The sequence below is a fragment of the Pseudohalocynthiibacter aestuariivivens genome (genome assembly GCF_018457175.1).
GTDB lineage: Bacteria > Pseudomonadota > Alphaproteobacteria > Rhodobacterales > Rhodobacteraceae > Pseudohalocynthiibacter > Pseudohalocynthiibacter aestuariivivens.
The window spans coordinates 109,136-134,433 of sequence record NZ_JAGFNU010000004.1; the positions used below are offsets into that span (position 1 = coordinate 109,136).

At 54.3% G+C, this 25,298-nt stretch carries 22 protein-coding genes; 3 read left to right on the plus strand and 19 right to left on the minus strand.

Translation table 11 applies throughout. The annotated features are described in order from the left end of the window. Positions 1–17 precede the first annotated feature (17 nt). The 9 genes from ftsA to ftsW all read right to left on the minus strand — a co-directional run bounded on the left by ftsA (position 18) and on the right by ftsW (position 8,340). Positions 18–1,352 (minus strand): cell division protein FtsA, encoded by a 1,335-nt coding sequence (gene ftsA, locus J4E70_RS07920; protein ID WP_213888732.1) that lies wholly within the window; start codon positions 1,350–1,352, stop codon positions 18–20. After that, positions 1,352–2,248 (minus strand): cell division protein FtsQ/DivIB, encoded by an 897-nt coding sequence (locus tag J4E70_RS07925; RefSeq protein ID WP_213888561.1) that lies wholly within the window; start codon positions 2,246–2,248, stop codon positions 1,352–1,354. The genes ftsA and J4E70_RS07925 overlap by 1 nt, the downstream gene beginning before the upstream one ends. Beyond that, positions 2,236–3,150, minus strand: a complete 915-nt coding sequence (locus J4E70_RS07930; RefSeq protein WP_213888562.1) for a D-alanine--D-alanine ligase — start codon at positions 3,148–3,150, stop codon at positions 2,236–2,238. The genes J4E70_RS07925 and J4E70_RS07930 overlap by 13 nt, the downstream gene beginning before the upstream one ends. Before the next feature lie 77 nt (positions 3,151–3,227). Beyond that, entirely contained in the window at positions 3,228–4,154 is a 927-nt protein-coding gene (murB, locus tag J4E70_RS07935) for a UDP-N-acetylmuramate dehydrogenase (protein WP_213888563.1), read from the minus strand. Further along, on the minus strand, positions 4,141–4,407 hold the full coding sequence (locus tag J4E70_RS07940) for a DUF2484 family protein (RefSeq protein ID WP_213888564.1): 267 nt from the start codon (positions 4,405–4,407) through the stop codon (positions 4,141–4,143). Before J4E70_RS07940 ends, murB begins: the two co-directional genes overlap by 14 nt. Further along, positions 4,404–4,676 carry a DUF2484 family protein gene (locus J4E70_RS07945; RefSeq protein WP_213888565.1) on the minus strand — a complete coding sequence of 91 codons (273 nt, stop codon included), beginning with the start codon at positions 4,674–4,676 and terminating at the stop codon, positions 4,404–4,406. The genes J4E70_RS07940 and J4E70_RS07945 overlap by 4 nt, the downstream gene beginning before the upstream one ends. Beyond that, complete coding sequence (gene murC, locus J4E70_RS07950; RefSeq protein WP_213888566.1) at positions 4,673–6,070, minus strand: UDP-N-acetylmuramate--L-alanine ligase; 1,398 nt, start codon at positions 6,068–6,070, stop codon at positions 4,673–4,675. Before murC ends, J4E70_RS07945 begins: the two co-directional genes overlap by 4 nt. Next, the gene (locus J4E70_RS07955) at positions 6,067–7,170 is read right to left on the minus strand and encodes a UDP-N-acetylglucosamine--N-acetylmuramyl-(pentapeptide) pyrophosphoryl-undecaprenol N-acetylglucosamine transferase (protein ID WP_213888567.1); all 1,104 of its coding nucleotides are present in this window, start codon (positions 7,168–7,170) and stop codon (positions 6,067–6,069) included. Before J4E70_RS07955 ends, murC begins: the two co-directional genes overlap by 4 nt. 3 nt (positions 7,171–7,173) lie before the next feature. After that, the gene (ftsW, locus tag J4E70_RS07960; RefSeq protein WP_213888568.1) at positions 7,174–8,340 is read right to left on the minus strand and encodes a putative lipid II flippase FtsW; all 1,167 of its coding nucleotides are present in this window, start codon (positions 8,338–8,340) and stop codon (positions 7,174–7,176) included. Between the two features lie 147 nt (positions 8,341–8,487). Between ftsW and J4E70_RS07965 the strand changes: the two genes are divergently transcribed. Beyond that, positions 8,488–9,681 (plus strand): BaiN/RdsA family NAD(P)/FAD-dependent oxidoreductase, encoded by a 1,194-nt coding sequence (locus J4E70_RS07965; protein WP_343229451.1) that lies wholly within the window; start codon positions 8,488–8,490, stop codon positions 9,679–9,681. Here J4E70_RS07965 and murD read toward each other — a convergent pair. The 9 genes from murD to J4E70_RS08010 all read right to left on the minus strand — a co-directional run bounded on the left by murD (position 9,672) and on the right by J4E70_RS08010 (position 20,577). After that, complete coding sequence (gene murD / locus J4E70_RS07970) at positions 9,672–11,078, minus strand: UDP-N-acetylmuramoyl-L-alanine--D-glutamate ligase (RefSeq protein ID WP_213888569.1); 1,407 nt, start codon at positions 11,076–11,078, stop codon at positions 9,672–9,674. The genes J4E70_RS07965 and murD overlap by 10 nt on opposite strands. 48 nt (positions 11,079–11,126) lie before the next feature. Beyond that, complete coding sequence (gene mraY, locus J4E70_RS07975) at positions 11,127–12,212, minus strand: phospho-N-acetylmuramoyl-pentapeptide-transferase (protein WP_213888570.1); 1,086 nt, start codon at positions 12,210–12,212, stop codon at positions 11,127–11,129. Positions 12,213–12,216: 4 nt separating this feature from the next. Continuing rightward, on the minus strand, positions 12,217–13,665 hold the full coding sequence (locus tag J4E70_RS07980) for a UDP-N-acetylmuramoyl-tripeptide--D-alanyl-D-alanine ligase (RefSeq protein ID WP_213888571.1): 1,449 nt from the start codon (positions 13,663–13,665) through the stop codon (positions 12,217–12,219). Beyond that, positions 13,662–15,152, minus strand: coding sequence for a UDP-N-acetylmuramoyl-L-alanyl-D-glutamate--2,6-diaminopimelate ligase (locus J4E70_RS07985; protein WP_213888572.1), 1,491 nt, complete (start codon positions 15,150–15,152; stop codon positions 13,662–13,664). Before J4E70_RS07985 ends, J4E70_RS07980 begins: the two co-directional genes overlap by 4 nt. Before the next feature lie 16 nt (positions 15,153–15,168). Then, positions 15,169–16,953, minus strand: a complete 1,785-nt coding sequence (locus J4E70_RS07990) for a peptidoglycan D,D-transpeptidase FtsI family protein (RefSeq protein WP_213888573.1) — start codon at positions 16,951–16,953, stop codon at positions 15,169–15,171. After that, positions 16,950–17,297 (minus strand): cell division protein FtsL, encoded by a 348-nt coding sequence (gene ftsL, locus J4E70_RS07995; RefSeq protein WP_213888574.1) that lies wholly within the window; start codon positions 17,295–17,297, stop codon positions 16,950–16,952. Before ftsL ends, J4E70_RS07990 begins: the two co-directional genes overlap by 4 nt. Before the next feature lies 1 nt (position 17,298). Continuing rightward, positions 17,299–18,303, minus strand: coding sequence for a 16S rRNA (cytosine(1402)-N(4))-methyltransferase RsmH (gene rsmH, locus J4E70_RS08000; protein WP_213888575.1), 1,005 nt, complete (start codon positions 18,301–18,303; stop codon positions 17,299–17,301). 3 nt (positions 18,304–18,306) lie between these two features. Then, positions 18,307–18,807 carry a division/cell wall cluster transcriptional repressor MraZ gene (gene mraZ, locus J4E70_RS08005; protein WP_213888576.1) on the minus strand — a complete coding sequence of 167 codons (501 nt, stop codon included), beginning with the start codon at positions 18,805–18,807 and terminating at the stop codon, positions 18,307–18,309. 687 nt (positions 18,808–19,494) lie between these two features. Continuing rightward, entirely contained in the window at positions 19,495–20,577 is a 1,083-nt protein-coding gene (locus J4E70_RS08010; RefSeq protein ID WP_213888577.1) for an Mrp/NBP35 family ATP-binding protein, read from the minus strand. A gap of 243 nt (positions 20,578–20,820) precedes the next feature. On the opposite strand from J4E70_RS08010, the gene J4E70_RS08015 reads away from it, so the two are divergent. Beyond that, positions 20,821–21,036, plus strand: coding sequence for a DUF1127 domain-containing protein (locus J4E70_RS08015; RefSeq protein WP_213888578.1), 216 nt, complete (start codon positions 20,821–20,823; stop codon positions 21,034–21,036). Between the two features lie 324 nt (positions 21,037–21,360). Here J4E70_RS08015 and J4E70_RS08020 read toward each other — a convergent pair whose 3' ends face one another. After that, positions 21,361–23,874 carry an ATP-dependent helicase gene (locus tag J4E70_RS08020; protein WP_213888579.1) on the minus strand — a complete coding sequence of 838 codons (2,514 nt, stop codon included), beginning with the start codon at positions 23,872–23,874 and terminating at the stop codon, positions 21,361–21,363. 123 nt (positions 23,875–23,997) lie between these two features. On the opposite strand from J4E70_RS08020, the gene J4E70_RS08025 reads away from it, so the two are divergent. Continuing rightward, positions 23,998–25,140, plus strand: a complete 1,143-nt coding sequence (locus tag J4E70_RS08025; RefSeq protein WP_213888734.1) for an alpha-hydroxy acid oxidase — start codon at positions 23,998–24,000, stop codon at positions 25,138–25,140. Positions 25,141–25,298: the final 158 nt, after the last annotated feature.

Below are 25,298 nucleotides of genomic sequence, written 5' to 3' on the forward strand. Positions count from 1 at the left end.
TAGCTAGATGTTGCGGTCTACCAGTTGTCCCTAAACCATTTAACGGCGCGGCGCAGCGAACGCGCCGGGTATCGTTCTGCGGGAATTTCAAAATCCCACCACTCGTCTTGCGGGTGGGCCGCAAAGAGACACAACCCCACAGAGGACGCAAAAGCGGCACCCGTAGCGGCTTGGGGTAGTCCCTGAACGCGTAGCGGACGACCAAGTCTCACCTGCTGGCCAAGAATGCGCGAGGCAAGCCCATCAAGTCCCGGAATCTGACTGCCCCCACCCGTCAGAACGATTTGCTGACTTGGAAGCCTGTCGAACCCGGCAGCATCCAGACGGGCGCGCACCTCTTCAAGAATCTCTTCGACACGGGGGCGCATGATTCCGATCAGCTCTGCGCGGCTGACAGTACGCCTGTCGTGCTCCCAGTCACCGGTCTCTCCGCCGATTTCGATCATTTCGCGGTCATCCATTCCGGTCGCAACAACCCCGCCGTAGAATGTCTTGATCCGTTCAGCCACCGTCAACGGGACCTGCAGCCCTTTGGATATATCTCCGGTCACATGTTCGCCGCCCAAGCGCACGCCATCGGAATAGATCATGTGTTTTTTCATGAAAATCGACAAACCGGTCGCACCGCCGCCAAGGTCTATGCAGGCTGCGCCCAGTTCCTGCTCATCCTCAACCAGCGAGGAAACACCCGACACATAGGCCGAAGACGCAAGCCCCGCGAGCTCAAGATCACATCGCTTAATACAATAGAGCAGGTTTTGGATTGCTGTGCTGTCCACTGTCATCATATGCATATCTACAGCCAGACGATTGCCGATTTGGCCGCGCGGATCGTTTAACCCGCTGCGATGGTCAATCGCAAAATTAACAGGCTGCGCATGTAAAACTTCACGACCCTGCCCATAATCCGGCATATCGCATGCCGAAAGAACGCGCGCGATGTCCTGTTCCGTTACAACACTGTCCTGAAGCTCAATCTCGCCCGCCAGCCCGTAGGATCTGGGTTGAGCCCCGGAAAAACAAGCGATGACATGGTCGACCCGGACATTTGCCATCTTCTGCGCGGCCTGCACTGCGGTTCGGATCGCGCGCTCGGTTTCCTGCATGGCATCGATTTCACCAAAACTTACCCCACGTGAACGGGTTGTCGCGGCACCAATCACCCGAAAGCTGGACTGACCGGCCATTGATCCGATACCGTCTTGCTCTCCAAAATGCTCTGGCCCGTCAAAGCGCAAAACAAGGCAAGCGACCTTAGATGTACCAATGTCCAGAATTGCCACCACACCGCGCTGCATCGCTGCTTTGCGCATATTTCGCATTGCCCGCTGGCTTTCATAGAGGTTCGTCATCATTGAGTCGTGTCTCCTAGAACCTGTCCACGGATCCTGCGCAGTTCGGTAACTGCTGTCTCTGCGAGCCGGACTGTTGGGCGGTTTTGGTTGCGCATATCAATTACGACAAGGTCGCGCGCCATGAGGTCTTGCACATGATCCAGTGCAATCACACGCTCAATCGCCTCGACCGGGTTTTCTTCTGGCAAGAGGATTCGCTGATTGCGATCAAGTGCAACATCCCAGCGCCGTTCTCCCATCCGGACGAGACCACGCACCCGGCTCGCCAACGGTTCTGCTGCAGCGAAAAGATCGAGTGCTTCGGGCACCGCGAGTTCGGCCCCCTCCCCTGTCAGCAGCGGTAGATCAGGGCGCTCAGCCCGGGCGATCAACGCGCCAACCCGGTGCCCCGTACTATCGAGCAGTTCAACACCTTGCGGGCCACGCCAGACAACCGAAGGAATCCGCTCAATAACATCTATCTGCAAAACGCCGCCGGCCCGAATTCGGACTTCTGCAGATGCGACCGCATCCAGTTCCGCAATGGTCAGGCGCATTTCTTCGAGGTCGAGATCAAAAGAACTGAGCGGAAAATCAATTGGCACAATCTCGCGAATGTCGCCGTTTACTTCCGGCGATGCACCGTCAATCGCCATGAGCTTGACCATGAATTCCGGACGTTCTTCAATCGAATTGCGAATTTCGGTGATCCGTAATGCAATCGCATCGCGGTTATCTGCGTTCCCCAATACAGCCATACCAAGCGCAAATGCCGCACCCATTGGCAAACCAACCCGCAGGAATGTTCGGAACAATGGTGTAAGCAACAGCCGTTGATACCTGTATGACAGCCGGCTTGGTGCCGGATCGCGGGGGCTGGTGTTCTCGCGGTGGGATGCTTTCATCTGTCGCATGACGCATCCTCCACCATCCAGCGACACAAGGCCCCGAAAGAGATGCCAAGATGAGCCGCCTGTTCAGGCGCGAGCGACGTTGGTGTCATGCCCGGTTGGTTATTCGTTTCCAGTAAGATCAGTCCATCGAGCCCCCGGGATTCATCCCAACGATAATCAGTACGGCTTAAACCTCTGCACCCAAGGGCGTCATGCGCGCGCACGGCGTACTCCATGCAGGCGTCAAATATCTCGCCTGGTATGTCGGCGGGCAACACGTGGCGCGAGCCACCTTCGACATATTTTGCATCGTAATCGTACCAGCCGTCGGTCAGGATATCGGTCACGGTCAAAGCCCGGTCATCCATCACGGTCGTGGTCAATTCGCGGCCTGGTGCATAAGTCTCGACCATCACGGTTTCGGGCATGGCTGATGACATTTTCGGCGGCCCGTTGGCGGATTCATGCACTATGTAAATACCAACAGATGAGCCTTCATTGTTGGGTTTAACAACATAGGGCGGTGTCATCACGTGGTCCGCTGCCACATCAGACGTTTTGGCGATAATGCTATCGACGACAGGCAAACCTGCAACACGAAACACTTCCTTTGAACGATCTTTGTCCATCGCAAGTGCAGAGCCCAGAACACCGGAATGCGTGTATGGAATTTTCAACCATTCGAGCATTCCCTGAACGCAGCCGTCTTCCCCCCACCGACCGTGAAGCGCATTAAAAACAACGTCAGGATTTATATCGACAAGACGCGCAGCAAGGTCTGGACCAGCGTCCACCTCTACCACCTCAAATCCTTCGTCCCTCAAAGCAGCGGCGCATTCACGCCCGGTCGACAGTGAAACCTCGCGCTCAGCCGAGAATCCGCCCATCAAAACCGCTACTTTTTGGGTTGCCCTGCTCGACATACCCACCTCGTACCGCCAATTGGGTCATATTGCTGACCCTTGTTATTTTCGACCCGCTTCCGGGCCTTTGTTTTTATTCATTTTTCAGGGGCCGGTTCACCGACCCTCTTGATCTCCCACTCTAGCGTTATTCCACTGTGTTGGAAAACCCTTTTTCTTACTTCTTCGCCTAATCCTTCAAGATCAGCAGCCGTTGCGTTGCCAATATTCACCAGAAAGTTCGGATGCATCGGTGACATCTGCGCCCCGCCCCGCGTTGCGCCACGCATTCCGGCGTCATCGATAACCTTCCAGGCCTTCAGATCATGCCTGTCATCGTCTTTGCCGGTGGAGCTAAACCCGGCAGGATTGCGAAAGGTGCTGCCAGCCGTCCGGTCTTTTGTGGGTTGGGTTTCGTCGCGTTTTGCAAGCTGCTTTTCCATCCGCTTTGCCAACACCTGTGGTTCTTCGCGTGATCCTTCAAATACGGCATCAACAATGACCCAGCCTTCCGGCAGATCCGTTGCCCGGTAGCGAAAATTCAGATCATCCGCAGTCAGGGTCACAATTTCACCCTCACGCGTGACAGCGCGTGCAGAGACAAATGCATCAGCGGTATAAGTGCCGTAACATCCGGCGTTCATGCGAACAGCACCACCAATTGCGCCCGGTATCGTTCTCAGAAAGGTAAGATCAATACCCGCTTCTGCAGCGCGGCGCGCCACATGGGCGTCAAGTGCTGCAACACCCGCTGTAACGCGACTATCTTCGATACTGATGTCGTTGAACCCCCGCCCCAACCGGATTACGACCGCCCGGATACCGCCATCACGCACGATCAGGTTCGACCCAACGCCCATGGGAAACACTGCAATGTCGGCTGGAAGGTTGCGCAAAAAAGTTGCCAGGTCCTCGATATCGGCAGGCTGAAACAAATAATCCGCAGGGCCACCCACCCTGAGCCAGGTGAGATCATCAAGCGTCCGGTTTGGTGTTAATCTGCCGCGCACCTCAGGAAGGATCATTGGCTCCGCCCAGAACGAGATGCCGCAACCACCGGCCCAGATAGACAATTGGCCAGCGCAACATCGACGCGCCCGCCGCCAGCGCAATCAGGCCGACCCAAGGGCCATTTTCATATGTCAGATACCCGAGCAATGGCACGCCGATCGCGATCAAACCGTAAGCGCGGCTCCAATAGTTGTCTTTGCTCGGCAAAATAGCGGAAACATTCGCGATGATCATCCACAGAAGCGTAAGAACAAGTGACGTGTTCATTGGTCTGTGCCTTCTTGTTTTGATTGTCTGGATGGAAAATTATACAACTTTACAATGTAATAAACCAGCGGTCGACGGAACATTGAAATCACAGCGGCAAACGCAAGCAATACGATCCAGACATTGTGCTCGTAGGCCAGATAACCCATCAAAAGCGGTGCAAGCAACAAGAGTGAGACACCCGGTACGTATTGCAACCGCATCGGCAACAGCGCAACGAAAGTCGCAGCTATCGCCCAAAAACAGGCCAGATAAAGAGACGTCGTCATGTCTTCAGCCTTTCCGGCAAACCATGCGCCCATGCAGATATCGTACCTGCACCGAGGCAAACAACCATATCACCGGGCTTTGCTTCTTCACGAACCAGACGTTCCAGACCATCTTCGTCCATTATGGCGCAGGCGTGACGGTGGCCGTGCCGAACGAGACCCGCAACCAGATCATCCCGGCTCGCCCCCTCGATAGGGTCTTCGCCCGCAGCGTAGACCTTTGAAATACCGACAACATCAGCATCATTAAAGCAAGCGCAAAAATCATCGAAAAGAGAATGCAGGCGCGTGTAGCGATGCGGCTGATGCACCGCGATAACGCGACCGTCACAAGCTTGGCGTGCCGCTTTGAGAACAGCGGTAATTTCAACCGGGTGGTGGCCATAATCGTCAATAATCGTGACACCATTGACTTCACCTATTTTGGTGAACCGGCGGTTTACACCGCCAAAACTTGCCAATGCTTTTCTGATCTCATCAAGCTTCATACCCAGATGGCGCGCAACCGCGACTGCGGAAAGCGCATTGGATACGTTGTGATCGCCCGGCATGGGCAAGGAACACCCTTCAATCACTTTGTCCTCGGCTTGCAGATGGATATCAAAATGCGCAACACCGGCCTTGTAAGTCAGGTTCGCGGCACGCACGTCCGCCTGGGCGTTAAAGCCAAAGGTTACGACACGGCGGTCCGTGATACGTCCAACCAGCGCCTGAACTTCCGGATGATCCGTGCAGCAAACCGCAAGGCCATAAAACGGAATGTTTGAAACAAACTGGTAAAAACCCGCCCTCAGACTATCGAAATCGCCCCAGTGCTCCATGTGTTCCGGGTCAATGTTGGTGACGATTGCAATTGTGGCTGGCAAACGGTTAAAGGTGCCGTCGCTTTCATCCGCTTCGACAACCATCCATTCGCCTTCGCCACGGCGTGCGTTTGAATCATAGGCGTGGATAATTCCGCCATTGATCACGGTTGGATCAAATCCACCGGCATCCAGCAGAGTGGCTACCATTGTTGTGGTCGTTGTTTTTCCGTGGGTGCCTGCAACGGCAATATTGGACTTAAGCCGCATCAGTTCGGCCAGCATTTCAGCCCGACGCACAACGGGAAGGCCGCGTGAACGTGCTTCATCCAGCTCCGTATTCCCAGGCTTGATTGCGGATGAGATTACGACAACTTCGGCATCTTCCAGATTTTCGGCACGCTGGCCGATGAAAATCTTTGCGCCCAGGTTCTTTAGCCGGTTGGTGATCTTGGTTTCCTTAATGTCAGACCCCTGCACCGTATAGCCGTGATTGAGCAAAACTTCGGCAATGCCGGACATGCCGATACCACCGATACCGACAAAATGGATGGAGCCGAGCTGCGTCGGTAATTTGGTTGCGGCACTCATACTCTTTGTCCTTGGCTTGCAAGGTTTTCAACCAGTTCCACCAAATCGTCGGTCGCATCGGGCCGCCCCTGAGACAGGGCCGCCGACGCCATTTTAACCGCCGCTTTCGGATTACTGAAAACCGCCTCTATTTGCGCGGATAACGCGGCAGGTTCAAGAGCCGATTCCGGAATAAGTATTGCAGCATTTGCTTCCACCAACCCACGCGCATTCGCGCTTTGGTGGTCTTCGGTCGCGGCGGCATAGGGTATCAGAATTGAGGGGCGCCCAATAACGCTGATATCAGCAACGGACGATGCGCCAGCACGACTTACAACAAGTTGCGCTTCGGAAATTCGGCTGGGAATATCATTAAAGAAGGGCTCGACCTCCGCGTTGATGCCGCGCGACGCATAAAATGCGGCGACTCGCATCTGGTCTTCCTTGCGGGCCTGATGGCTGACACGCAGGTTTTTCAGATATTGCTCTGGCAAGGCAGCAATGGCGTCAGGCACCACATCTGAAAGAATGCGCGCACCCTGGCTACCCCCCATAACAAGAATAGACATCGGATAGTCACCAGGCGGAATATAAGGCGCACCCGCTCGGGCGTGTACGGCGGAGCGAACCGGATTGCCGATATGTCCGCCATTTACGCCTTCTGGCAATTTTGTCGGCCATGTTCCGCACGCAACCGTGTCGACGCGCCGCGCAAAGATTTTGTTTACTCGTCCAAGAACACCGTTTTGCTCATGTATCATTCTGGGCACGCGCAAAATCCAGGCGGCACCAAGGGCAGGAATTGTCGGATAGCCCCCAAAACCCACTACAACCGCGGGTTTGTCGAATAAAAACTTAAAGACCGTCGAAACGGTTCCTGCCAGAATGCGCAGCGGAACCATCGCCTTTGCGAGAATCCCGCCCCGCGCAAAAGTTGCCGACGATATCGTGTCGATTTCCACGACATGTGGAAAACCGCCGGTATAGCGCGCGCCGCGGGCATCCGTCGAAAGCTTTACACGCCATCCTTTGCGCAACATTACCTCTGACAGGGCCTGTGCGGGAAACATGTGCCCGCCCGTGCCACCTGCTGCAATCACCAATAGCGGCTTTTTGGACATCGACTAGCGCCCCCTGCCGTTGAAGTGGTCAGCAATTTCACCCTGCGGTCGTGTCCGCGTAAACGCCAGCAACATGCCAACCGCAATACCGCCGGCGATCAAGGATGATCCGCCATAGCTGACAAACGGTAGCGTCATGCCTTTGGCTGGCAACAGGCGCACCGCGACGCCCATATTGATGAAGGCTTGGACGCCAAACATGCAGACAAGCCCTGTACCAGCGAGACGAATGAAAGGGTCGCGTTCACGCATCAGACGTAAAAGAGACCGAACTGTGATAAACGAAAAAAGTGCAATAATGGTAAGAACAAGGATCAACCCGTATTCTTCGGCCGCCACCGCAATGATGAAATCTGTATGCGCGTCCGGCAACCACCATTTGACCTGTCCTTCACCGACACCTACCCCAAAAAAACCACCTTCACGGATTGCGTCTGTGGCATAGCCCATCTGTGTTGTCGGATCGACATCGGGCGACAGAAAACCGTCAATCCTACGGGCAAAATGGTCTGAACTGTTGTAAGCAATCGTACCTGACAAGGCGACGAGACCGGCCATAATAATCAGCAGGGTAAACGGTGCGCCAGCCACAAAATACATGACTCCCCATCCGAAAAGGATCAAACAGGCCTGACCAAAATCTGGCTGCGCAGCCAGAAAGCCCACAATCACCAGCGTCAGAAGGAAAGACACACGTTTACCGGGGGGGCCGTTAATTTCCTGGCTCGCAGCCAGCAACCACGCAGCCATAATAACGAATCCGGGTTTCAGAAACTCTGACGGTTGCACCGCCGCAAACCCAAGCGAATACCAGCGTGTGGCACCCTTGCCAAAATCCGTTCCCAATACCGGGAGCAAAATCAGCGCCCCAAAAGCAACCAGAAAACCCAGCACGCCAAGGCGACGGACAAGGTTGGGTGACATCATCGAAGTCAGCACCATCGCCGATAAGGCAATTGCCCCAAACAGCGCTTGCCGTTCAACGTAATGGAATGGTTGAAATCCATTTTTTGATGCAAGGGGCGGCGACGCCGCCAGACCAAGAAGAATACCAATTCCAAAGAGGATTAAAATGGAGGAAAGCGTCCATTTATCGATTGTCCGCCACCAGCGTGGCAAAACCGGTTCGCCGTCACGCACATGAATCGTGCCATAGACCATTTCCGTCATGGGGTACCGCCTGATACTGCCTCAATTTTCGCCCGTTTTCCGGGTCTAACGACAGTGTAACCTACTGAACCCGTTGACGCTAGTATGCGTTCGCGCTCTTGCGGTTTTTTGTTGATCATGATCAGCAGGCGCAACAAGGGGACAAACTTGAGCGAATTTGACACGATAATCCTGGGTGCAGGAGCCGCCGGAATGATGTGTGCCGCCTATGCGCATGGTCACACACTGGTGATCGATCACACAAAAGCAGCTGGTGAAAAAATCCGCGTTTCGGGTGGTGGCCGCTGCAATTTCACCAACCTTCACACAAGCTCTGTGAACTTCATCAGCAACAACCCGCATTTCGCAAAATCCGCGCTAAACCGTTATACGCAATGGGATTTTATCGAATTAGTTTCGAAATATGGCATCTCCTACCACGAAAAAACCCTTGGTCAGTTGTTCTGTGACACTTCGGCCAAAGACATCATCAAGATGCTGCAAGCCGAGATGACCAAAGCAGGCGCAGAGCTTTGGTTGAATACCAGTGCCTCCGACATAGCGAAGACTGAATCAGGCTTTTGCCTGACACTGACGCACGATGGAAAATCACAGTTTGCCACCTGCAAAAACCTTGTTGTGGCCTGTGGCGGGAAATCTATTCCGAAAATGGGTGCGACTGGGTTTGGCTACCAGATCGCCCAGCAATTTGGTCTGAAGGTCACAGAAACCCGGGCCGGGTTGGTGCCTTTTACCTTCGGTGACAAAGTCATGGCTGGGCTAAAACCCCTCGCTGGCGTTGCCGTGGACTGCCGCGCCGAAGCAGGTGGTGCGCAGTTCGAAGAAGCCGTTTTGTTTACCCATCGGGGCATGTCTGGCCCGGCCATCCTGCAGGTTTCCAGCTTTTGGCGCGAAACAGAGGCGGTGACCCTTTCTTTGTTGCCGCAGGTTGATTTACTGTCTGAACTCCGGCAGCAACGCCAAACCTATGGGCGCCGCAGCATTTCGAATGTCTTGGGTGACTATCTTCCCAAACGGTTGGCTTCATATCTTTGCGAAATGGCATCGGTTTCGGGCAATCTGGCCGATTTCAGCGATATCGCGTTAAGTGCACTCGTAGAAAAACTACACAACTGGCAACTGATCCCTAGCGGCACCGAAGGGTATCGCACCGCAGAGGTCACTGTAGGTGGCGTCGACACCGAGGTGCTTTCGTCAAAAACAATGGAGACCAAAGACGTTCCCGGTCTTTACTTCATTGGCGAGGTTGTAGACGTAACTGGATGGTTGGGTGGATACAATTTCCAATGGGCCTGGTCATCTGGCTGGGCCGCGGGTACCGCAATCGCCGCTCAGTCCTGATCCAGCCAGCGCTGAACTTCGGCCATGAAATCTTCGCCGCGTTTTTCAAAATTCGGGTATTGATCAAAACTCGCCGCTGCGGGTGCCAGCAAAACTGTTTCGCCGGTTTGTGCCTCTTCTGATGCACGTGCTACGGCCTCGGCCATGGTTTCGCAAATCTCGTAGGGTGTTTCGCCCAGTTCCAGCGCAAAATCCTTGGCGGAATGGCCGATAAGATAGGCCTTCACGACAGCGTCCAGATGCGACGTCAGTGCCGCGATACCGCCATCCTTGCCGAGCCCCCCAGCGATCCAGCGAATGTGGGAAAACGCCTGCAATGCCTTTGCTGCGCTATCAACATTTGTCGCTTTGGAATCGTTAACAAAGGTGATGCCAGCTTTTTCGCCGACAATCTGGCTTCGGTGCGGCAACCCCTGAAAACTGTGAAAAGCTTGTTCAATCACGCGTGGGGCAACCCCGAGCGCACGCACGGCAGCATAGGCAGCGCAGGCGTTCTGATGATTATGTGTTCCCGGCAAGCCTTTGATCGCACGCAGATCGATAGAGCCGGCTTGCTTTCCTTTGCGATACTCCGAAAGGAAGCCTTTGCGTGAAAAAACAAACCAACCTACACCCGTCAGTTTTGAATCGACCGACACCCTGATCACGCGGTCATCTGTACTGCCTTCAGACATTTGATTGGCCAGAAACCGGCCTTCCGCTTCATCAACGCCAATCACGGCGCGGTCTGGCCCACCTTCGGCAAACAGGCGACGCTTGGCCGCAAAATACCCGCCTTTACCGCCGTGACGCTCCAAGTGGTCCGGGGTGAGGTTCGTAAAGACAGCGATATCAGGTGTCATCGCACGGGCAAGTTCTGTCTGATAACTCGAGAGTTCCAACACCACCACTTCGCCGTCGTGCGCCGGTTCCAGATCCAACACACCCCGGCCAATATTACCAGCCAGTTGGCTTGGCTTTCCGACTTCTTCCAAAACATGATGGATCAGTGCGGCAGTTGTGGATTTACCGTTCGAGCCCGTAACCGCTATAACCCGCGGCATGGTGCTAAAGCTTTCCCAATCCAGCGTCGCAAACGACTGAAAGAAAAGCCCGATATCATTGTCAACGGGCACACCAGCGGCCATCGCTTTTTCAATGATCGGATGAGGTGCTGGGTAGAGATGCGGAATACCGGGGGAAACAATCAGCGACGTGACATCATCAAATGCATTGGCGCGGGTGAGATCGACGGGGGTGAAATCCATCATCTCGGCTGTCGCCCGTGCTTCGGCACTATCGTCCCACAGCAGTGGAATTGCTCCACCCTCTTCCAAAGCCAGCGCAGTTGCCATACCTGAACGGCCAAGCCCAAGGACCGCGACTTTCTTGCCATTGTATCCTTTAACCGGAATCATGCCCGCGAACCTTTATATGATGCTAATGCGGCAACCATTACACGCAGCTTACCTGATTTTCAGCGTTGCAAGCCCGATCAGTGCAAGGATCAGGGAAATAATCCAGAACCTGATCACAATCTGTGGTTCTGCCCAGCCTTTCTTTTCGAAGTGATGATGGATCGGGGCCATCAGGAAAACGCGTTTTCCCGTCCGTTTGAAATAGAGCACCTGAATAATGACTGACAGGGCTTCGACAACAAACAAGCCACCGATAATCGCCAGCACCAGTTCATGTTTCGTCGCCACCGCAATCGACCCCAAGGCACCGCCCAGCGCCAGCGAGCCGGTATCCCCCATAAAGACCGCTGCAGGGGGGGCGTTGTACCAAAGAAAGCCAAGCCCGCCGCCAATCAGCCCTGCCGTAAAGATAAGCAATTCTCCTGTACCCGGCACATAGTGCACATCCAGATATTCGGTAAAATCGACCCGGCCAACCGCATAAGCAATTATCCCCAATGCCCCTGCTGCAATCATAACCGGCATGATGGCCAAACCATCGAGCCCATCTGTCAGGTTCACGGAATTAGCAGACCCCACGATCACGATCATCGCAAAAGGTACAAACAGGAAGCCGAGGTTGATAAGCGTGTCTTTAAAGACCGGAAGCGCGAGTTTGTAGGTCAGCGCATCGGGGTGGAAATGCGCGGCCCAGTAGCCCGCAATGAGCGCGATCAGCAAGCCAATTCCAAAACGGACCTTACCTGATACCCCTTTGGCGTTATTCTTGCTAACCTTTTGAAAATCGTCGACAAACCCAATTAGTCCAAAACCAATCGTTACGAACAGGGTCATCCAGACATAAGGGTTGTCGGGGCGTGCCCACAGCAATGTTGATACCGTCAAAGCCCCTAGTATCAGAACACCGCCCATCGTGGGCGTTCCCGCCTTAGATTCTATGTGGCTTTCCGGGCCGTCTTCACGAATGGGCTGGCCGTTTCTTTGACGTCTGCGCAACAGATTGATCAGGGGCTTTCCAAAAAGGAATCCAAATATCAAAGCCGTGAAAAATGCGGCCCCCGCACGGAATGTGATATAGCGAAAGAGGTTGAAAAAATCGCCCCCATCCGAAAACTCTGTCAGCCAGTAAAGCATCTTTTCACATTCCTTCGTTGTCGTCCGCGACCGGATGACCCAGTTTTCGGATGGCGTCAACCACTAGCCCGACACGTGCGCCAAGTGACCCTTTGACCATCACAACATCACCCGCATCAACTAGATGATGTATATCGCGCGCGATTTCCTCAGCCGTTTCAAACCATTTTCCGCGTTTAAATTCTGGTAAAGATTTCCATAGATGCCGCATACGTGGGCCGACACAGTGGATCAACTCGATCCCCGTCAAACTTGGCAATGAGGCGATATTTTTATGCAGCCTGATTTCATTGGGACCAAGTTCTAGCATATCGCCCAAAATTGCGATACGCCGTCCCGTTGCCACGCGTCCGACGCCATTTGTGGTGTGTGCTGCAGCTAATACCTCGAGCGCGGCTCGCATTGAGGTTGGATTCGCATTGTAGGAATCGTCGATGAGGTCCATCCGCATTTCGACTTCGACGGCATCCAAAACCAGTGTTTCGCGCTTACCGCGCCCGATCGGTGGGCTCCAGAGCGCCAGATCGCGAGCACCCATGCTGCTGTCAGCACCCAACGCGTCCAACACCGCAAGAACACCCAGTGCGTTGGTCGCAAAATGACGCCCAGCGCTTTTGACTTTGAACAAAACGTCACCATCCTTGGGCAGGTGCGCTTTCGCCACTGTCATATCCCCAACGATGCGCACTTCGCGAAGCTGGTAGGTGTTTTTCTCACCTTCGCCAAAGCTCAGGCATGTCGCCGCTTTCTTTTCCGCAGCTTTCTTCAAAATCGCAGCAACGTCACCGTCCCCGTTCAAAACGGCCGATCCCCCTTTGACCAAACCATCAAAGATCGCCGCCTTTTCGTGGGCGATTCCTTCAAGGCTTTTAAAAGCTTCCATATGTGCCGGCGCAATGATCGTAATCATCGCGACATGCGGACGCGCCATTTTAGCCAAGGGTGAAATTTCGCCCGGGTGGTTCATGCCTATTTCAACCACCGCAAAATCCGCATCCTGCGGCATTCGCGCCAAGGTGATCGGAACGCCCCAGTGGTTGTTGAAACTTTTTTCGGCAGCGTGAACCTTGCCCTGTCTTGCAAGAACATCGCGCAACATTTCTTTCGTAGATGTTTTGCCCACGGATCCGGTGACACCTACAAGTTTGCCCTTGAAACGCGCCCGCCCCGCCTTGCCCAAATCCTGCAGCGCGACAAGCACGTCATCCACGATCAACAAAGGAGCATCTTTCACCACACCGTCGGGAACATGGGAAACCATGGCTGCAGCAGCACCTTTTTCAAGCGCCTGTGCGACAAAGTCATGACCGTCTCGTAGATCTTTCAGAGCAACGAAAAGATCGCCCGGCTCTATCGATCGGGTATCGATTGATATTCCACTCGCCTGCCACTTGACTGTCGATCTACCGCCCGTCGCTTTGGCCGCCTCTGCGGATGTCCAGAGCGTGCTCATGCCAGCCGACCTTCTAGTGCGGCAACTGCAACGCTGGCCTGTTCGACATCGTTGAAGGGCAATACATCATCCCCAACCACCTGCCCGGTTTCATGGCCCTTGCCCGCAATCAACAACGCGTCTCCGGGTCCAAGCGCATCAACGCCCCGCAGGATCGCCTCAGCCCGGTCCCCGACTTCCTTTGCCTGGGGGCAACCGGACATAACCATCGCGCGTATCGCTGACGGGTCTTCAGAACGCGGATTGTCGTCGGTCACAAAAACAACATCGGCATTTTCGGCTGCCGCCTGCCCCATCAACACCCGTTTGCTTGTATCGCGGTCACCACCAGCCCCAAGCACAACAATCAACCGCCCCATAACGTGCGGGCGAAGCGCGTTCAGTGCAGTCGCCACTGCATCGGGCGTATGTGAATAATCGACATAGACCGGTGCACCGTTCTCTCGTGTTGCTGCGAGCTGCATGCGCCCGGTCACGGTCTGAAGTTCCTGCAGGGTGTCAAACACCTCTGAAGCGTCAGACCCGGTTCCAATCACAAGCCCGGCTGCGGCCAAAACGTTTTCCGCCTGAAACCCACCTACCAACGCCAAACGTACCTGCCGTGATGTGCCTTCCCATTCAAAGAGCAATTCTTGCCCCGTTGGATCATAGCGCTGGCCCAGAATAAGCAGATCAGCCGTTCGGCTACGTCCAACGGTGATCACCCGCTGGCCACGCGCCCGTGCAATCTCTACCACCGTTTCACCTTTAGGGTCGTCGATGTTAATAACGGCAGTACCGTCTTCCGACAAAACGCGTGAAAACAAGCCCACCTTTGCACCGAAATACTCTTCAAAACTTGCGTGGTAATCCAGATGGTCCTGCGTGAAGTTGGTAAATGCCGCCGCCGCCAGTTGTACACCGTCGAGGCGGCGCTGTGCCAGACCGTGGCTCGACGCTTCCATCGCGGCATGCGTAACACCTGCCCCGGCCATTTCTGCCAAAAGACGATGGAGCGTGATCGGTTCGGGCGTTGTATGCGCAAGAGGTGCTTTGAACGCCCCTTCGACGCCTGTTGTTCCAAGGTTGGCGGCTGCAATCCCCATTAGTTCCCATATCTGGCGCGTGAAAGTTGCAACAGAGGTTTTACCGTTTGTTCCGGTCGCGGCGACCATGACTTCGGGTTGCGCACCAAACCAAAGCGCCGAAGCGTAGGCGAGCGTCTGACGCGGATCCTCTGCCAGTACAACAGGCACATCAGGCGTAGCAGAAAGCTCTACTTTTGCAATGTCTGCGCCAGCCCTGTCAGTCAGAATAGAACCTGCACCCATTCGCAGAGCAAACTGAATAAACTCTCCACCATGAAACTTCGTGCCCGGCAAGGCAGCAAAAAGGTGGCCTGCCTTTACGTTTCGGCTATCAACCGAAAGGCCCGTCACCCGAACATCGCGCCCATCTGATGCGGTCAAACCAAGCTGTGATAGTGATTTCGCTGTCTGATCCGGCATCGGCCCGCCTGTTCTGCTAGTTGCTGGTCAGTGTTATCCCAGATGCTGGGGAAGGTTCAATCTGTGGTCTGAGGCCAAGCAGCGGAGCAACGCGGCGGATAATCTCTGCCGCAACCGGCACAGCAGTCCATCCCGCAGTTCTGCGCATCTCACCCAGCGTATGAACTTCTGGCTCATCCAGGGTAACAATCAGAACATATTTTGGATCATTTGCCGGGAAAACAGAGGCAAAGGTGGCAATTACTTTGTCGTCATAGTAGCCGCCGCCGTTTTCGCGGGGTTTGTCTGCAGTTCCGGTCTTTCCGCCGACGGCGTAACCCGGAACTTCACCAAAGCTTGCCGTGCCTCGCACAACCACCTGACGCAACAAATCGCGCACTATGGCGGATGTATCAGTTGAAACCACCCGCTCTCCGTGTTGCGGACCGTCCTGAAGCAAAAGGGTTGGCATGACACGCGTACCGCCGTTCAGAAGGGACGCATAGGCAGCGGCAAGGTGCATCGGGCTAGTTGACAAGCCATGGCCATATGAAATTGTCATCGCTGAAAGCTCGGACCAGTTCGGCGGCAATAGCGGACGCCCGCCTGATGCTTCAACCATTTCAACTGGTGTTGGTTCAAGTAATCCGAGCGACCCCAAAAACGCGCGCTGGCGTGCCGGTCCGATTTGCTGAGCGATGCGGGCCGTGCCAATATTCGACGAGCGCACAATGATGTCCGACACAGATAACTGGGCACCGTAGTCATGGAAATCGCTTATCCTGAAGCGTCCCCACCGCAATGGGCCGCGTATATCGATCATCGTCTCCCGGTTCATTAAGCGTGCATCAAGGGCCTGGGCTGCCGTGAAGATTTTGAACGTTGAACCCAGTTCGTAAACGCCCTGTACCGCGCGGTTGAACAGTGGACTGTCAGAGGCAACTCCTTCTGTCAGGGGGCGGGGGCGGTCATTCGGGTCAAAATCCGGCAGGGACACAAGCGACACAATTTCACCCGTGTGAACATCCATCAGAACCGCCGCCGCACCTTTGGCTTTCATCAGGCGCATCCCGCCATTCAGCACCTGTTCAGCAGCCGCCTGAATTGTCAGATCAAGTGACAATTGCAACGGCGCGCCATTGTTCGCCGGGTCGCGCAGATATTCATCAAAGGTCTTTTCAACACCTGCCGTGCCAATAACTTCGGCCGCATGAACGTCTTCTCGTCCGAACGAAGCCCCCCCAAGAACATGCGCCGCAACACTGCCGTTGGGATAAAGCCGCATCTCACGCGGACCAAAGAGCAGACCCGGTTCGCCGATGTCATGCACCGCTTGCATCTGTTCAGGAGAAAGTTTGCGCTTGATCCAGATAAAAGTGCGTTCGCCGGTGAATTTTTCGATCAGGCGGTCTTCGTTAAGATCCGGGAAAATTGCTGCCAGCGCTTTTGCGGCACCCACGCGATCAACCATGACAGGTGGTTGCGCGTAGAGCGAATTTGTTACCAGGTTGGTTGCCAGTATACGGCCGTTTCTATCAGTAATATCAGCGCGCTGTGCCGTGATTGACGGCCCAAGATAGGCATTGTTCGGCTCTTCCACTGCACTGCCGGACAGATGCGTCATTCGAAGACCAACCAGAAAAAAGGCGCAAAAGAAAAACACTCCAAGAACCAGCAATCGCCCTTCGGCACGAACCCGCGCTTTGTCGCGCATTTCTTCGTGGCGCAAACGAATGTTTTCGCGTTCTATCGCATCCGGGTTTTCACCTTTTTGACGGGCTTCCAGAATACGGGCCAATGGTCGCAGAGGTGTCCGGGTCATGGTTGCACCTTCACTTCACCTGAAACGTCAATTGAATTTGACAAGCTCACTAAATTTTCGACGGGAAAGGCAATCTGATCAACACGCCCAAACTGGTCCGGCATGAAGGGCAACAGACCAAGACGATCAAAGTTAATTTCAGCAAGTTCACGCAGGCGGTCCGGGCGGTTAAGATACGCCCATTCGGCATTCAGCACGGCCAAAGCCTCTCTTTCCCGGCCAATTTGACGGTGCAAACGCTTTACTTCGCGCACAGCTTGCTGGGTTTTGTAATTTTCCTGATAAGCCCAGTAAGCCAAGCCCATCACAGCCATAGCCGAAAGAATGTAAAAGAAACTACGCATCTCAGTGACGTCCCCGATCCGTCAATCCGGGCAGACCCAGCCCGGTTCTGTTTGGTGGCGCTGCTTCAGCACCAGTACGAATAGCAACGCGCAATTTTGCTGATCGCGCGCGCGGATTTTCACCCAGTTCTTCATCATCCGGCCCGATTGCGCGCCGGAACTTCAGCTTGAACTGCGGTTGTTTTTGTTCAGTTTCAGGGGCATAGCGGCTTCCTTGCCCGCCCCCGCCCGACCGTGCCTGTAAAAAACGTTTCACAATCCGGTCTTCAAGTGAATGGAATGTCACGACAGCAAGCTGCCCGCCCGCGCCGAGCGCTCGCTCTGCCGCCTCTAGCCCTGCAACGAGCTCTCCAAATTCATCATTCACCGCGATGCGAATGGCCTGAAAACTGCGGGTCGCCGGGTGGCTTTGCCCCGGCTTGCCCCTTGGAATGCATTTCTCGATGACATCCGCCAATTGTAGTGTCGTTTCAAAGGGTGCGTCAGCGCGCGCCGTCACGATCGCCTTCGCGATCCGGCGAGAAGCACGTTCTTCACCGTACTGGAAAAGAACATCCGCTATTTCTGATTCCGTAGCTTTGTTCACCAGATCGGCGGCTGACGGGCCAGTCTGGCTCATCCGCATGTCAAGCGGGCCCTCTTTCATAAATGAAAACCCGCGTTCTGCCTGGTCAAGCTGCATAGACGAAACACCCAGATCGAGAACAACACCATCCAGCGGGGTATCACTATATGTATCTAGTTTGCTGAACGTGCCTTCGACAAGGCGCAGACGGTCCCCATATTTTTTTGTCCAATCCGCTGCCATCTCAAAAACCATCGGGTCACGGTCAACACCGATCACACAATCAGCGCCTGCCTCAAGCAAACCACGTGCATAGCCGCCCGCACCAAAGGTACCATCAAGCCAAAGACCTGATACTGGCGCGACTGCTGCCAAAAGTGGGCGCAGCAAAACAGGAACATGAGGTATGGCATCAGGGAGTGTGCTGGCCTGTGCAGCCATTGCCTATTCCCCTTCTGCACCGTCTAGATAAACTGACGGATCAGCGTCGGGGTCAAACCCATCATCCGCTTCCAGATCGCTATACATCTCGGTCTCGTAGGTATCGGGATGCCAGATCTCAAACGTATCGCCGTTCCCGACGAAATAGGCCTCGCCTTCAAGACCAATCTTTTCACGCAACTTGGCCGGCAGGACCAAACGGCCTGTTTCATCAACCGAGGTATTGTGTGCTTGCGCGTGATAGAGACGCTGCAAAGCTTTGCGTTTTTTAGAGCCTCGCGGCAATTTACGAATTTTTTCGTCGACTTCCGAAATCGCCTCGGAAGAGTAACACTCCAGGTGTTTGCGTTTTTCGCTGCCATATACAATCACGATATGGGGGTTCAGTCCTTCGGTCCAATCAGGATCACCTGCTTCCAGAACACGACGAAACAGAGCCGGGATAGACACCCTGCCCTTGCCATCCACCTTGTGGTGGCCTTCGCCTCTGAATGTTCCAGCCACGTGCCTGCGGCTCCTCTGTTCTGCCCCTCAAAAGGAAACGGCGGTTTGAGCCGCTGCCACTGCTCAATCCGCCGCCCTCGTCCCATTTCTGGGGTATGTCCGACTGCGCGCGCCACCTGGGGGGATGTCTGCTCGCTCGCGCGCCGGATCTCAAATTAGATGAAAGCGGGTGCCTGTATGAAACCTGACTTGGTGCCTTTGGGGTTCTTTAGAATGCCCCTTTTTTGCCCGTCCTCATCTTGGATACAGGGATGCCATGGGAATTCATGGAAATCAACTGTTTTTTGTGGGAAAATTGACTTCCAATACATTCACTGGGATCGAATCGTTCCCATAATCAAACTATTTTTGAACAAACTGCACTACCTGTTGTGATTTAAAGAAAATGCAACACCATATATAGAAAAAATTTTTGGTGCGTATTTTTCCCATAAAATCCCGAAAATTTTTAAGAATTTGCCTTTTGGGATGGAAAAGACACGGCAAACAGCCCCCAGGCACTGCGAATCCGCAGTTAGATTTCGAAAGATTCGTGATTATTTTATCGGAAATTGGAATGTCCCACGATTTCCCAGAGGCTAGGATTCAATAGCCTCCTTCAAAAGCGGGACATCTCAGAACGAACCGGTTTCAGGCGGGTGCCGAAGTCTGAACAGAGAACGTGCCTCTCCGGCTACCCACTTTGATTCAGGCAATGCCACCCGCAACCAGCCGGTACGCGAGCTGCGCGTAGGCATCAGCCAACGGCCCCTCGCCTGCTGCAATCGGTGTGCCGTTGTCTCCGGCAAGACGCACTTCCAGGTCAAGCGGCAGTTCGCCCAGAAATGGCAAGCCAAGCTTCTCTGCCTCGGCGTGAACACCACCGTGACCAAAAATATGTGCCTCATGTCCGCATTTGGGGCAAACGTAAGATGACATGTTTTCGATCAGCCCAAGGACGGGTGTATTCAGTGTCTTGAACATGTTCAGCGCTTTGCGCGCATCAAGCAGCGCAACATCCTGTGGGGTCGAAACTACGATTGCGCCGGTCAGCTGGGTTTTCTGACAAAGTGTCAGCTGAACGTCGCCGGTACCTGGTGGCAAGTCGATGATCAGAACATCAAGCTCACCCCATTCAACCTGCCCCAGCATTTGTTGAAGCGCGCCCATAAGCATTGGGCCGCGCCACACAACGGCCTGATCCGGATCAACCATCAGGCCAATCGACATCAAGGTAACACCATGGGCGTGGAGCGGGATGATCGTCTTACCATCCGGGGACGCAGGGCGTTTGTTCACCCCCATCATCCGAGGTTGTGATGGGCCGTATATATCAGCGTCCAGCAATCCAACCCGCCGTCCCTGTTTCGCGAGGGCAACGGCAAGGTTTGAGGATACGGTAGATTTTCCAACACCACCCTTACCCGATGCAATCGCAACAATTCGGTCAACCCCTGAAACCTTCTGCGCACCTTGCTGAGGTGTGGGGTGGCGACCAATTTTAAGATCGGGCGGCGGCCCCTTTAGCGCGGCTTCTGCCGTGGGGCCGTGCGCGGTGAGAACAACAGACGTTTCGGTAACGCCGGGAATTCCGGCGACGAGCCGATCCGCCGCTTCGCGCAACGGGCCCATCTGCGAAGCCATCTCTGGTGTTTCGGCTTCAATGACGAACCGAACCGTGCCACCCTCTATTGAAAGCGCCCGCACCATGTCGCGCGAGACAAGATCGCCACCATCCGGCAGGCTTATCCGGGCCAATGCAGTCAGTACATCATCTCGCGAAACGGTCATGGGTCGTCCTCTTGAACAAATCTCAGGCATTAGTTGGCAGCTTTTCAGCAAAGCGCAAGGGGAGGCAAAGCAACTGCCTGCGTTTTCATCGTTTCGCTTAAGAATAGGTCAGCACAACGTATGCATTTTCTGCATAGCAGCATTGCTCATGCAAACTATTGTGCATTCGCAGCATTTGCCTATCTTCGTATCAGAAAGCGCAACACAGCGCAGGCAGAAAGACAAAGAGAAAGAAGCAGATCAATGGCTATTGCATCACATACACGCACAGTCGACCTTGGCCTGACTGACCGTATCGCAGTTTATTTCAAGGACCTTGCGTTCCGCGCAAACCAGTTCCGTCTTTACAAGAAGACGTTCGATGAGCTGAGCGATCTTAGCGACCGCGACCTAGCCGATTTGGGCCTGACACGGGCATCTCTCAGAAGCGTTGCTCACGAAGCAGTATACGGCCGTTAAAGTTTAAAGATTTCGGAAAACCCCTCCTCCTCCCAGGGTTTTTCGTTTTAGCGAAGATGATCTCCTCCCAGACATCTCGCTTCCTTACGGGGCACAGCCCCAAAGAATGCAACGGGTTTTCTCCTCCCATTGAGCCCGTAGCTGACGAAACGATGCCATGCACCTCCTCCCGCGTGACATCGTTTAACAATAGGGGCCTTGCCCCAACCAGATGCTAAAGGTCTTATCCTCCTCCCAAGACCTGATGCAAAAAAAGACGGCGATATCCACCTCCTCCCGGATATCGTCGTTTTTTTTGCTTTTGGCCTGTAAAGAATGTTTCGCTTAAAACGGCACGTCATCTACGCGGTCGGCCGCGACCACGAACCGGGCTATCACTTTTTTTGAGCCTGCCTTGTCGAACTCGATATCAAGCTTGTCGCCCTCGATCCCCATCACCGTACCGTAACCGAACTTTTGGTGAAATATCCGGTCACCTTGGCGAAAGACAGATACAGCCTCGGCGTCGATAACCAGATTCTTGCTTTCACGTGGTTGGCTGATTGTGCGGGTTTGACTACGCGCCTGCATTCTGCGCCAACCCGGTGAATTATAGGCGTCTGCGCGGGCGGCTTTCGCTTCCATCTGGGCGCCCATTCCCCGTCCACCCATGTCGGGCGAGGCAGCGCCATAGCCACCACCGTAAAGGCCGGGTGGGGTCAGCACCTCAACATGCTCTTCAGGTAATTCGTCAATAAACCGTGAGGGCAGTGCCGATTGCCACTGGCCGTAAACCCGGCGATTGGCTGCAAATGAGATAGTACATAGCTCTTCTGCACGTGTTATACCGACGTAGGCAAGACGACGTTCTTCCTCGAGCCCCTTTAAGCCAGTTTCATCCATCGACCGTTGCGACGGAAACAACCCGTCTTCCCAACCGGGCAGAAACACCGCAGGAAACTCCAAACCCTTGGCGGCGTGAAGGGTCATAATGGTGACCTTTTCCTCAGCTTCTTCTGATGAATTGTCCATGATCAGGGCGACATGCTCCAGAAACCCTTGCAGATTTTCGAATTGTTCAAGCGCTTTCACAAGTTCCTTGAGGTTTTCGAGCCTACCCGGTGCTTCTGGTGTTTTGTCTTTTTGCCACATCTCTGTGTAGCCGGATTCTTCGAGGACAACCTCGGCCAGTTCAATATGGCTTGTCTTACCGTCATGCGCAGCGTCAGCCCAGCGATCAAACCCGGCGATCAGCTTGGCAAGTTCACTTTTAGCCTTGCCTTTCAAATCTCCTGAAGACACGAGATACCGCGTCGCTTCCAAAAGCGACAACCCATTTTCGCGCGCGCAAATCTGGATGGTTTGCAGCGCTTTGTCCCCCACTCCGCGTTTCGGCGTGTTCACAATCCGCTCAAACGCCAGATCATCGTCAGGGCTGGTCACGACGCGGAAATAGGCCATCGCATCGCGAATTTCCATGCGCTCATAAAACCGGGGGCCGCCGACAACCCGATAGGGCAGCCCGATGGTCAGGAACCGGTCTTCAAACGACCGCATCTGATGCGAAGCCCGCACAAGTATCGCCATGTCATTCAATGACATCGGTTTCTGGCCACGGGTGCCGCGCTGCATTGCTTCGATCTCTTCACCGATCCAGCGCGCTTCCTCTTCGCCATCCCAATGGCCGATAAGTCGGACTTTTTCGCCCTCGTCCCGGTCGGTCCAAAGCGTTTTACCCAGCCGATCCTCATTGCCCGCAATCACACCGGACGCAGCGCCGAGAATATGTGGTGTCGAGCGATAGTTCTGTTCCAGCCGCACAACGACAGCGCCGGGAAAATCCTTTTCAAATCTTAATATGTTGCCAACTTCCGCGCCACGCCAGCCATAGATCGACTGATCATCATCGCCAACGCAGCAGATATTTTTATGCCCGCCTGCCAGCAAGCGCAGCCACAGATACTGGGCGACGTTCGTATCCTGATACTCATCAACAAGGATGAATTTGAACCAGCGCTGATATTGTTTCAACACATCATCATGCTGTTGAAAAATCGTGACGACATGCAGCAACAGATCGCCGAAATCGACGGCGTTCAGTTCCAGAAGGCGCCGTTGGTATTGACGATAAAGTGCGATGCCTTTTCCATCGAAGGCACCGGCTTCTGCCGTCGGCACGTTTTCGGGTTTCCAGGCACGGTTTTTCCAGTTGTCGATCATTCCTGCCAGCACACGGGCAGGCCAGCGTTTGTCGTCGATATTGGCGGCCTGTATCAGCTGCTTCAACAACCGCACCTGATCATCTGTGTCTAAAATTGTGAAATTGGATCTTAGATGTAGCCCTGATGAAGTCGGAGGAGTTGATTGAACGAAATTCGGCGTCGGTACCGGCCCTTTGTCGTAAGGGCCTTCGCTATCATTATCGTCGACCACTAATTCCGTATAAGGGTGGATTGATGTTTTTTCAGAAGTTTCACCAATCAGTTCTGCATGCCGCCTGAGTAGCTTGACGCAGATCGAATGGAACGTGCCCATCCATTTAATCGGATTTTTTACATTGAATGGTGTTTTCTCAAGCCGCTCTTTCATCTGGCGTGCGGCCTTGTTTGTAAAAGTCACAGCGAGAATCTCGTCCGGTCGCACCCGGCGAAGCGTAACAAGATGCGCAATCCGCGCCATAAGCGCCTTGGTTTTACCAGTGCCAGCCCCGGCCAACATCAGCACAGGGCCATCGAGTTGCTCCACTGCTTCGCGCTGCGCAGGGTTCAGGTCATCCAAATAAAACGTAGGTAATGCCGCCATTGCACGTGCGGACAAGGATGCGCCCTCAAAGGCGTCCGATTCATCAAAACTGCTCATGAAGATCAATCTAGCTTGAAGTCTGGCCGAGGGAAAGAGTGTTCCATGAATGTTCTACTGGTTAATTTCGGCAGAACGCGCGCAACACTTGCCTTTTTCAGACAAGCCAATAGAAGGATTTATATGGATCTGCACAGCACCTTTCCCGCAATCTCGGACCTGCAAGCGCGGGCAAGACGGCGCATTCCCCATTTTGTGTGGGAATACCTTGATAGCGCGACCGGTGAGGAAAAAACCAAGGCGCGCAATCGCGAAGCGCTTGATCAGGTGTTGTTACGCACGTCTGTATTGCACGGCGAATTCACGCCAGACCTGACCACAACCCTATTGGGGCGCGATTATCCCCTGCCCTTTGGCATTGCACCTGTTGGTATGTCGGGGCTGATCTGGCCGGGCGCTGAAAAACTTCTGGCACAGCTTGGTGCGGCGGAGGGTATTCCATATTGCCTGTCCACAGTGGCGAGTCAGACACCAGAAGCGGTTGGCCCACACATTGGAAATCAGGGATGGTTTCAGCTTTATCCCCCACGTGACCCCGACATTCGCGCAGACATTCTGGCGCGCGCCAAAAATGCTGGTTTTCACACACTCATACTAACGGTGGATGTGCCGGTTGCCAGTCGGCGTGAACGCCAAACCCGTTCTGGCCTGACAAACCCGCCCCGCCTTACCCCAAGGTTGATGATGCAGGTTATGCGGTGTCCAGAGTGGGCACTTGGTACACTACGCCTTGGAATGCCAAGATTGCGGTTGATGGAAAGCTATCAAAAGACGGAAGGTAACCTGTCTTCGACCCAGCACATCGGATATCTGCTGCGCACATCGCCTGATTGGGAATATCTCGACGTTCTGCGCAAGGAATGGGACGGTAATCTCGTGATAAAGGGCCTACTTGACGCAGGTGACGCGTGTCACATGCGGGACCTCGGTGCAGACGCGATCTGGGTGTCCAACCATGCAGGGCGCCAGTTTGATGGCTCCCCCGCGACAATTACCGCCCTGCCGGCGATACGCGCGGCGCTTGGCCCGGAAATGCCGGTTATCTTTGACAGCGGTGTCGCCGGAGGCCTCGATATCTTGCGGGCTCTGGCACTTGGTGCGAATTTTGTCATGCTCGGGCGCGCGTTTCACTATGGGCTTGGTGCCTTTGGTGCGCGTGGTGCAGCACATGCCGTGGACATTTTACGACAGGACATGATCGCCAATATGGGGCAGATCGGAACCCGGCAACTGAGCGATTTACCAAACCGCGCTTTCCAAAAATAAATTCACGATTTCGCCTTTCAACATGAGAGAGTCGTTTTCCGGGGTGGAAACGAGAACAAAACCCTTCACAAATCTTTCAAAATACCTAGTGCTTGGTATTGTGCTGCGACGCAGCATAACTGTATGTTCCCGACACGTGCAGGTCTGCCGGCGCGTTT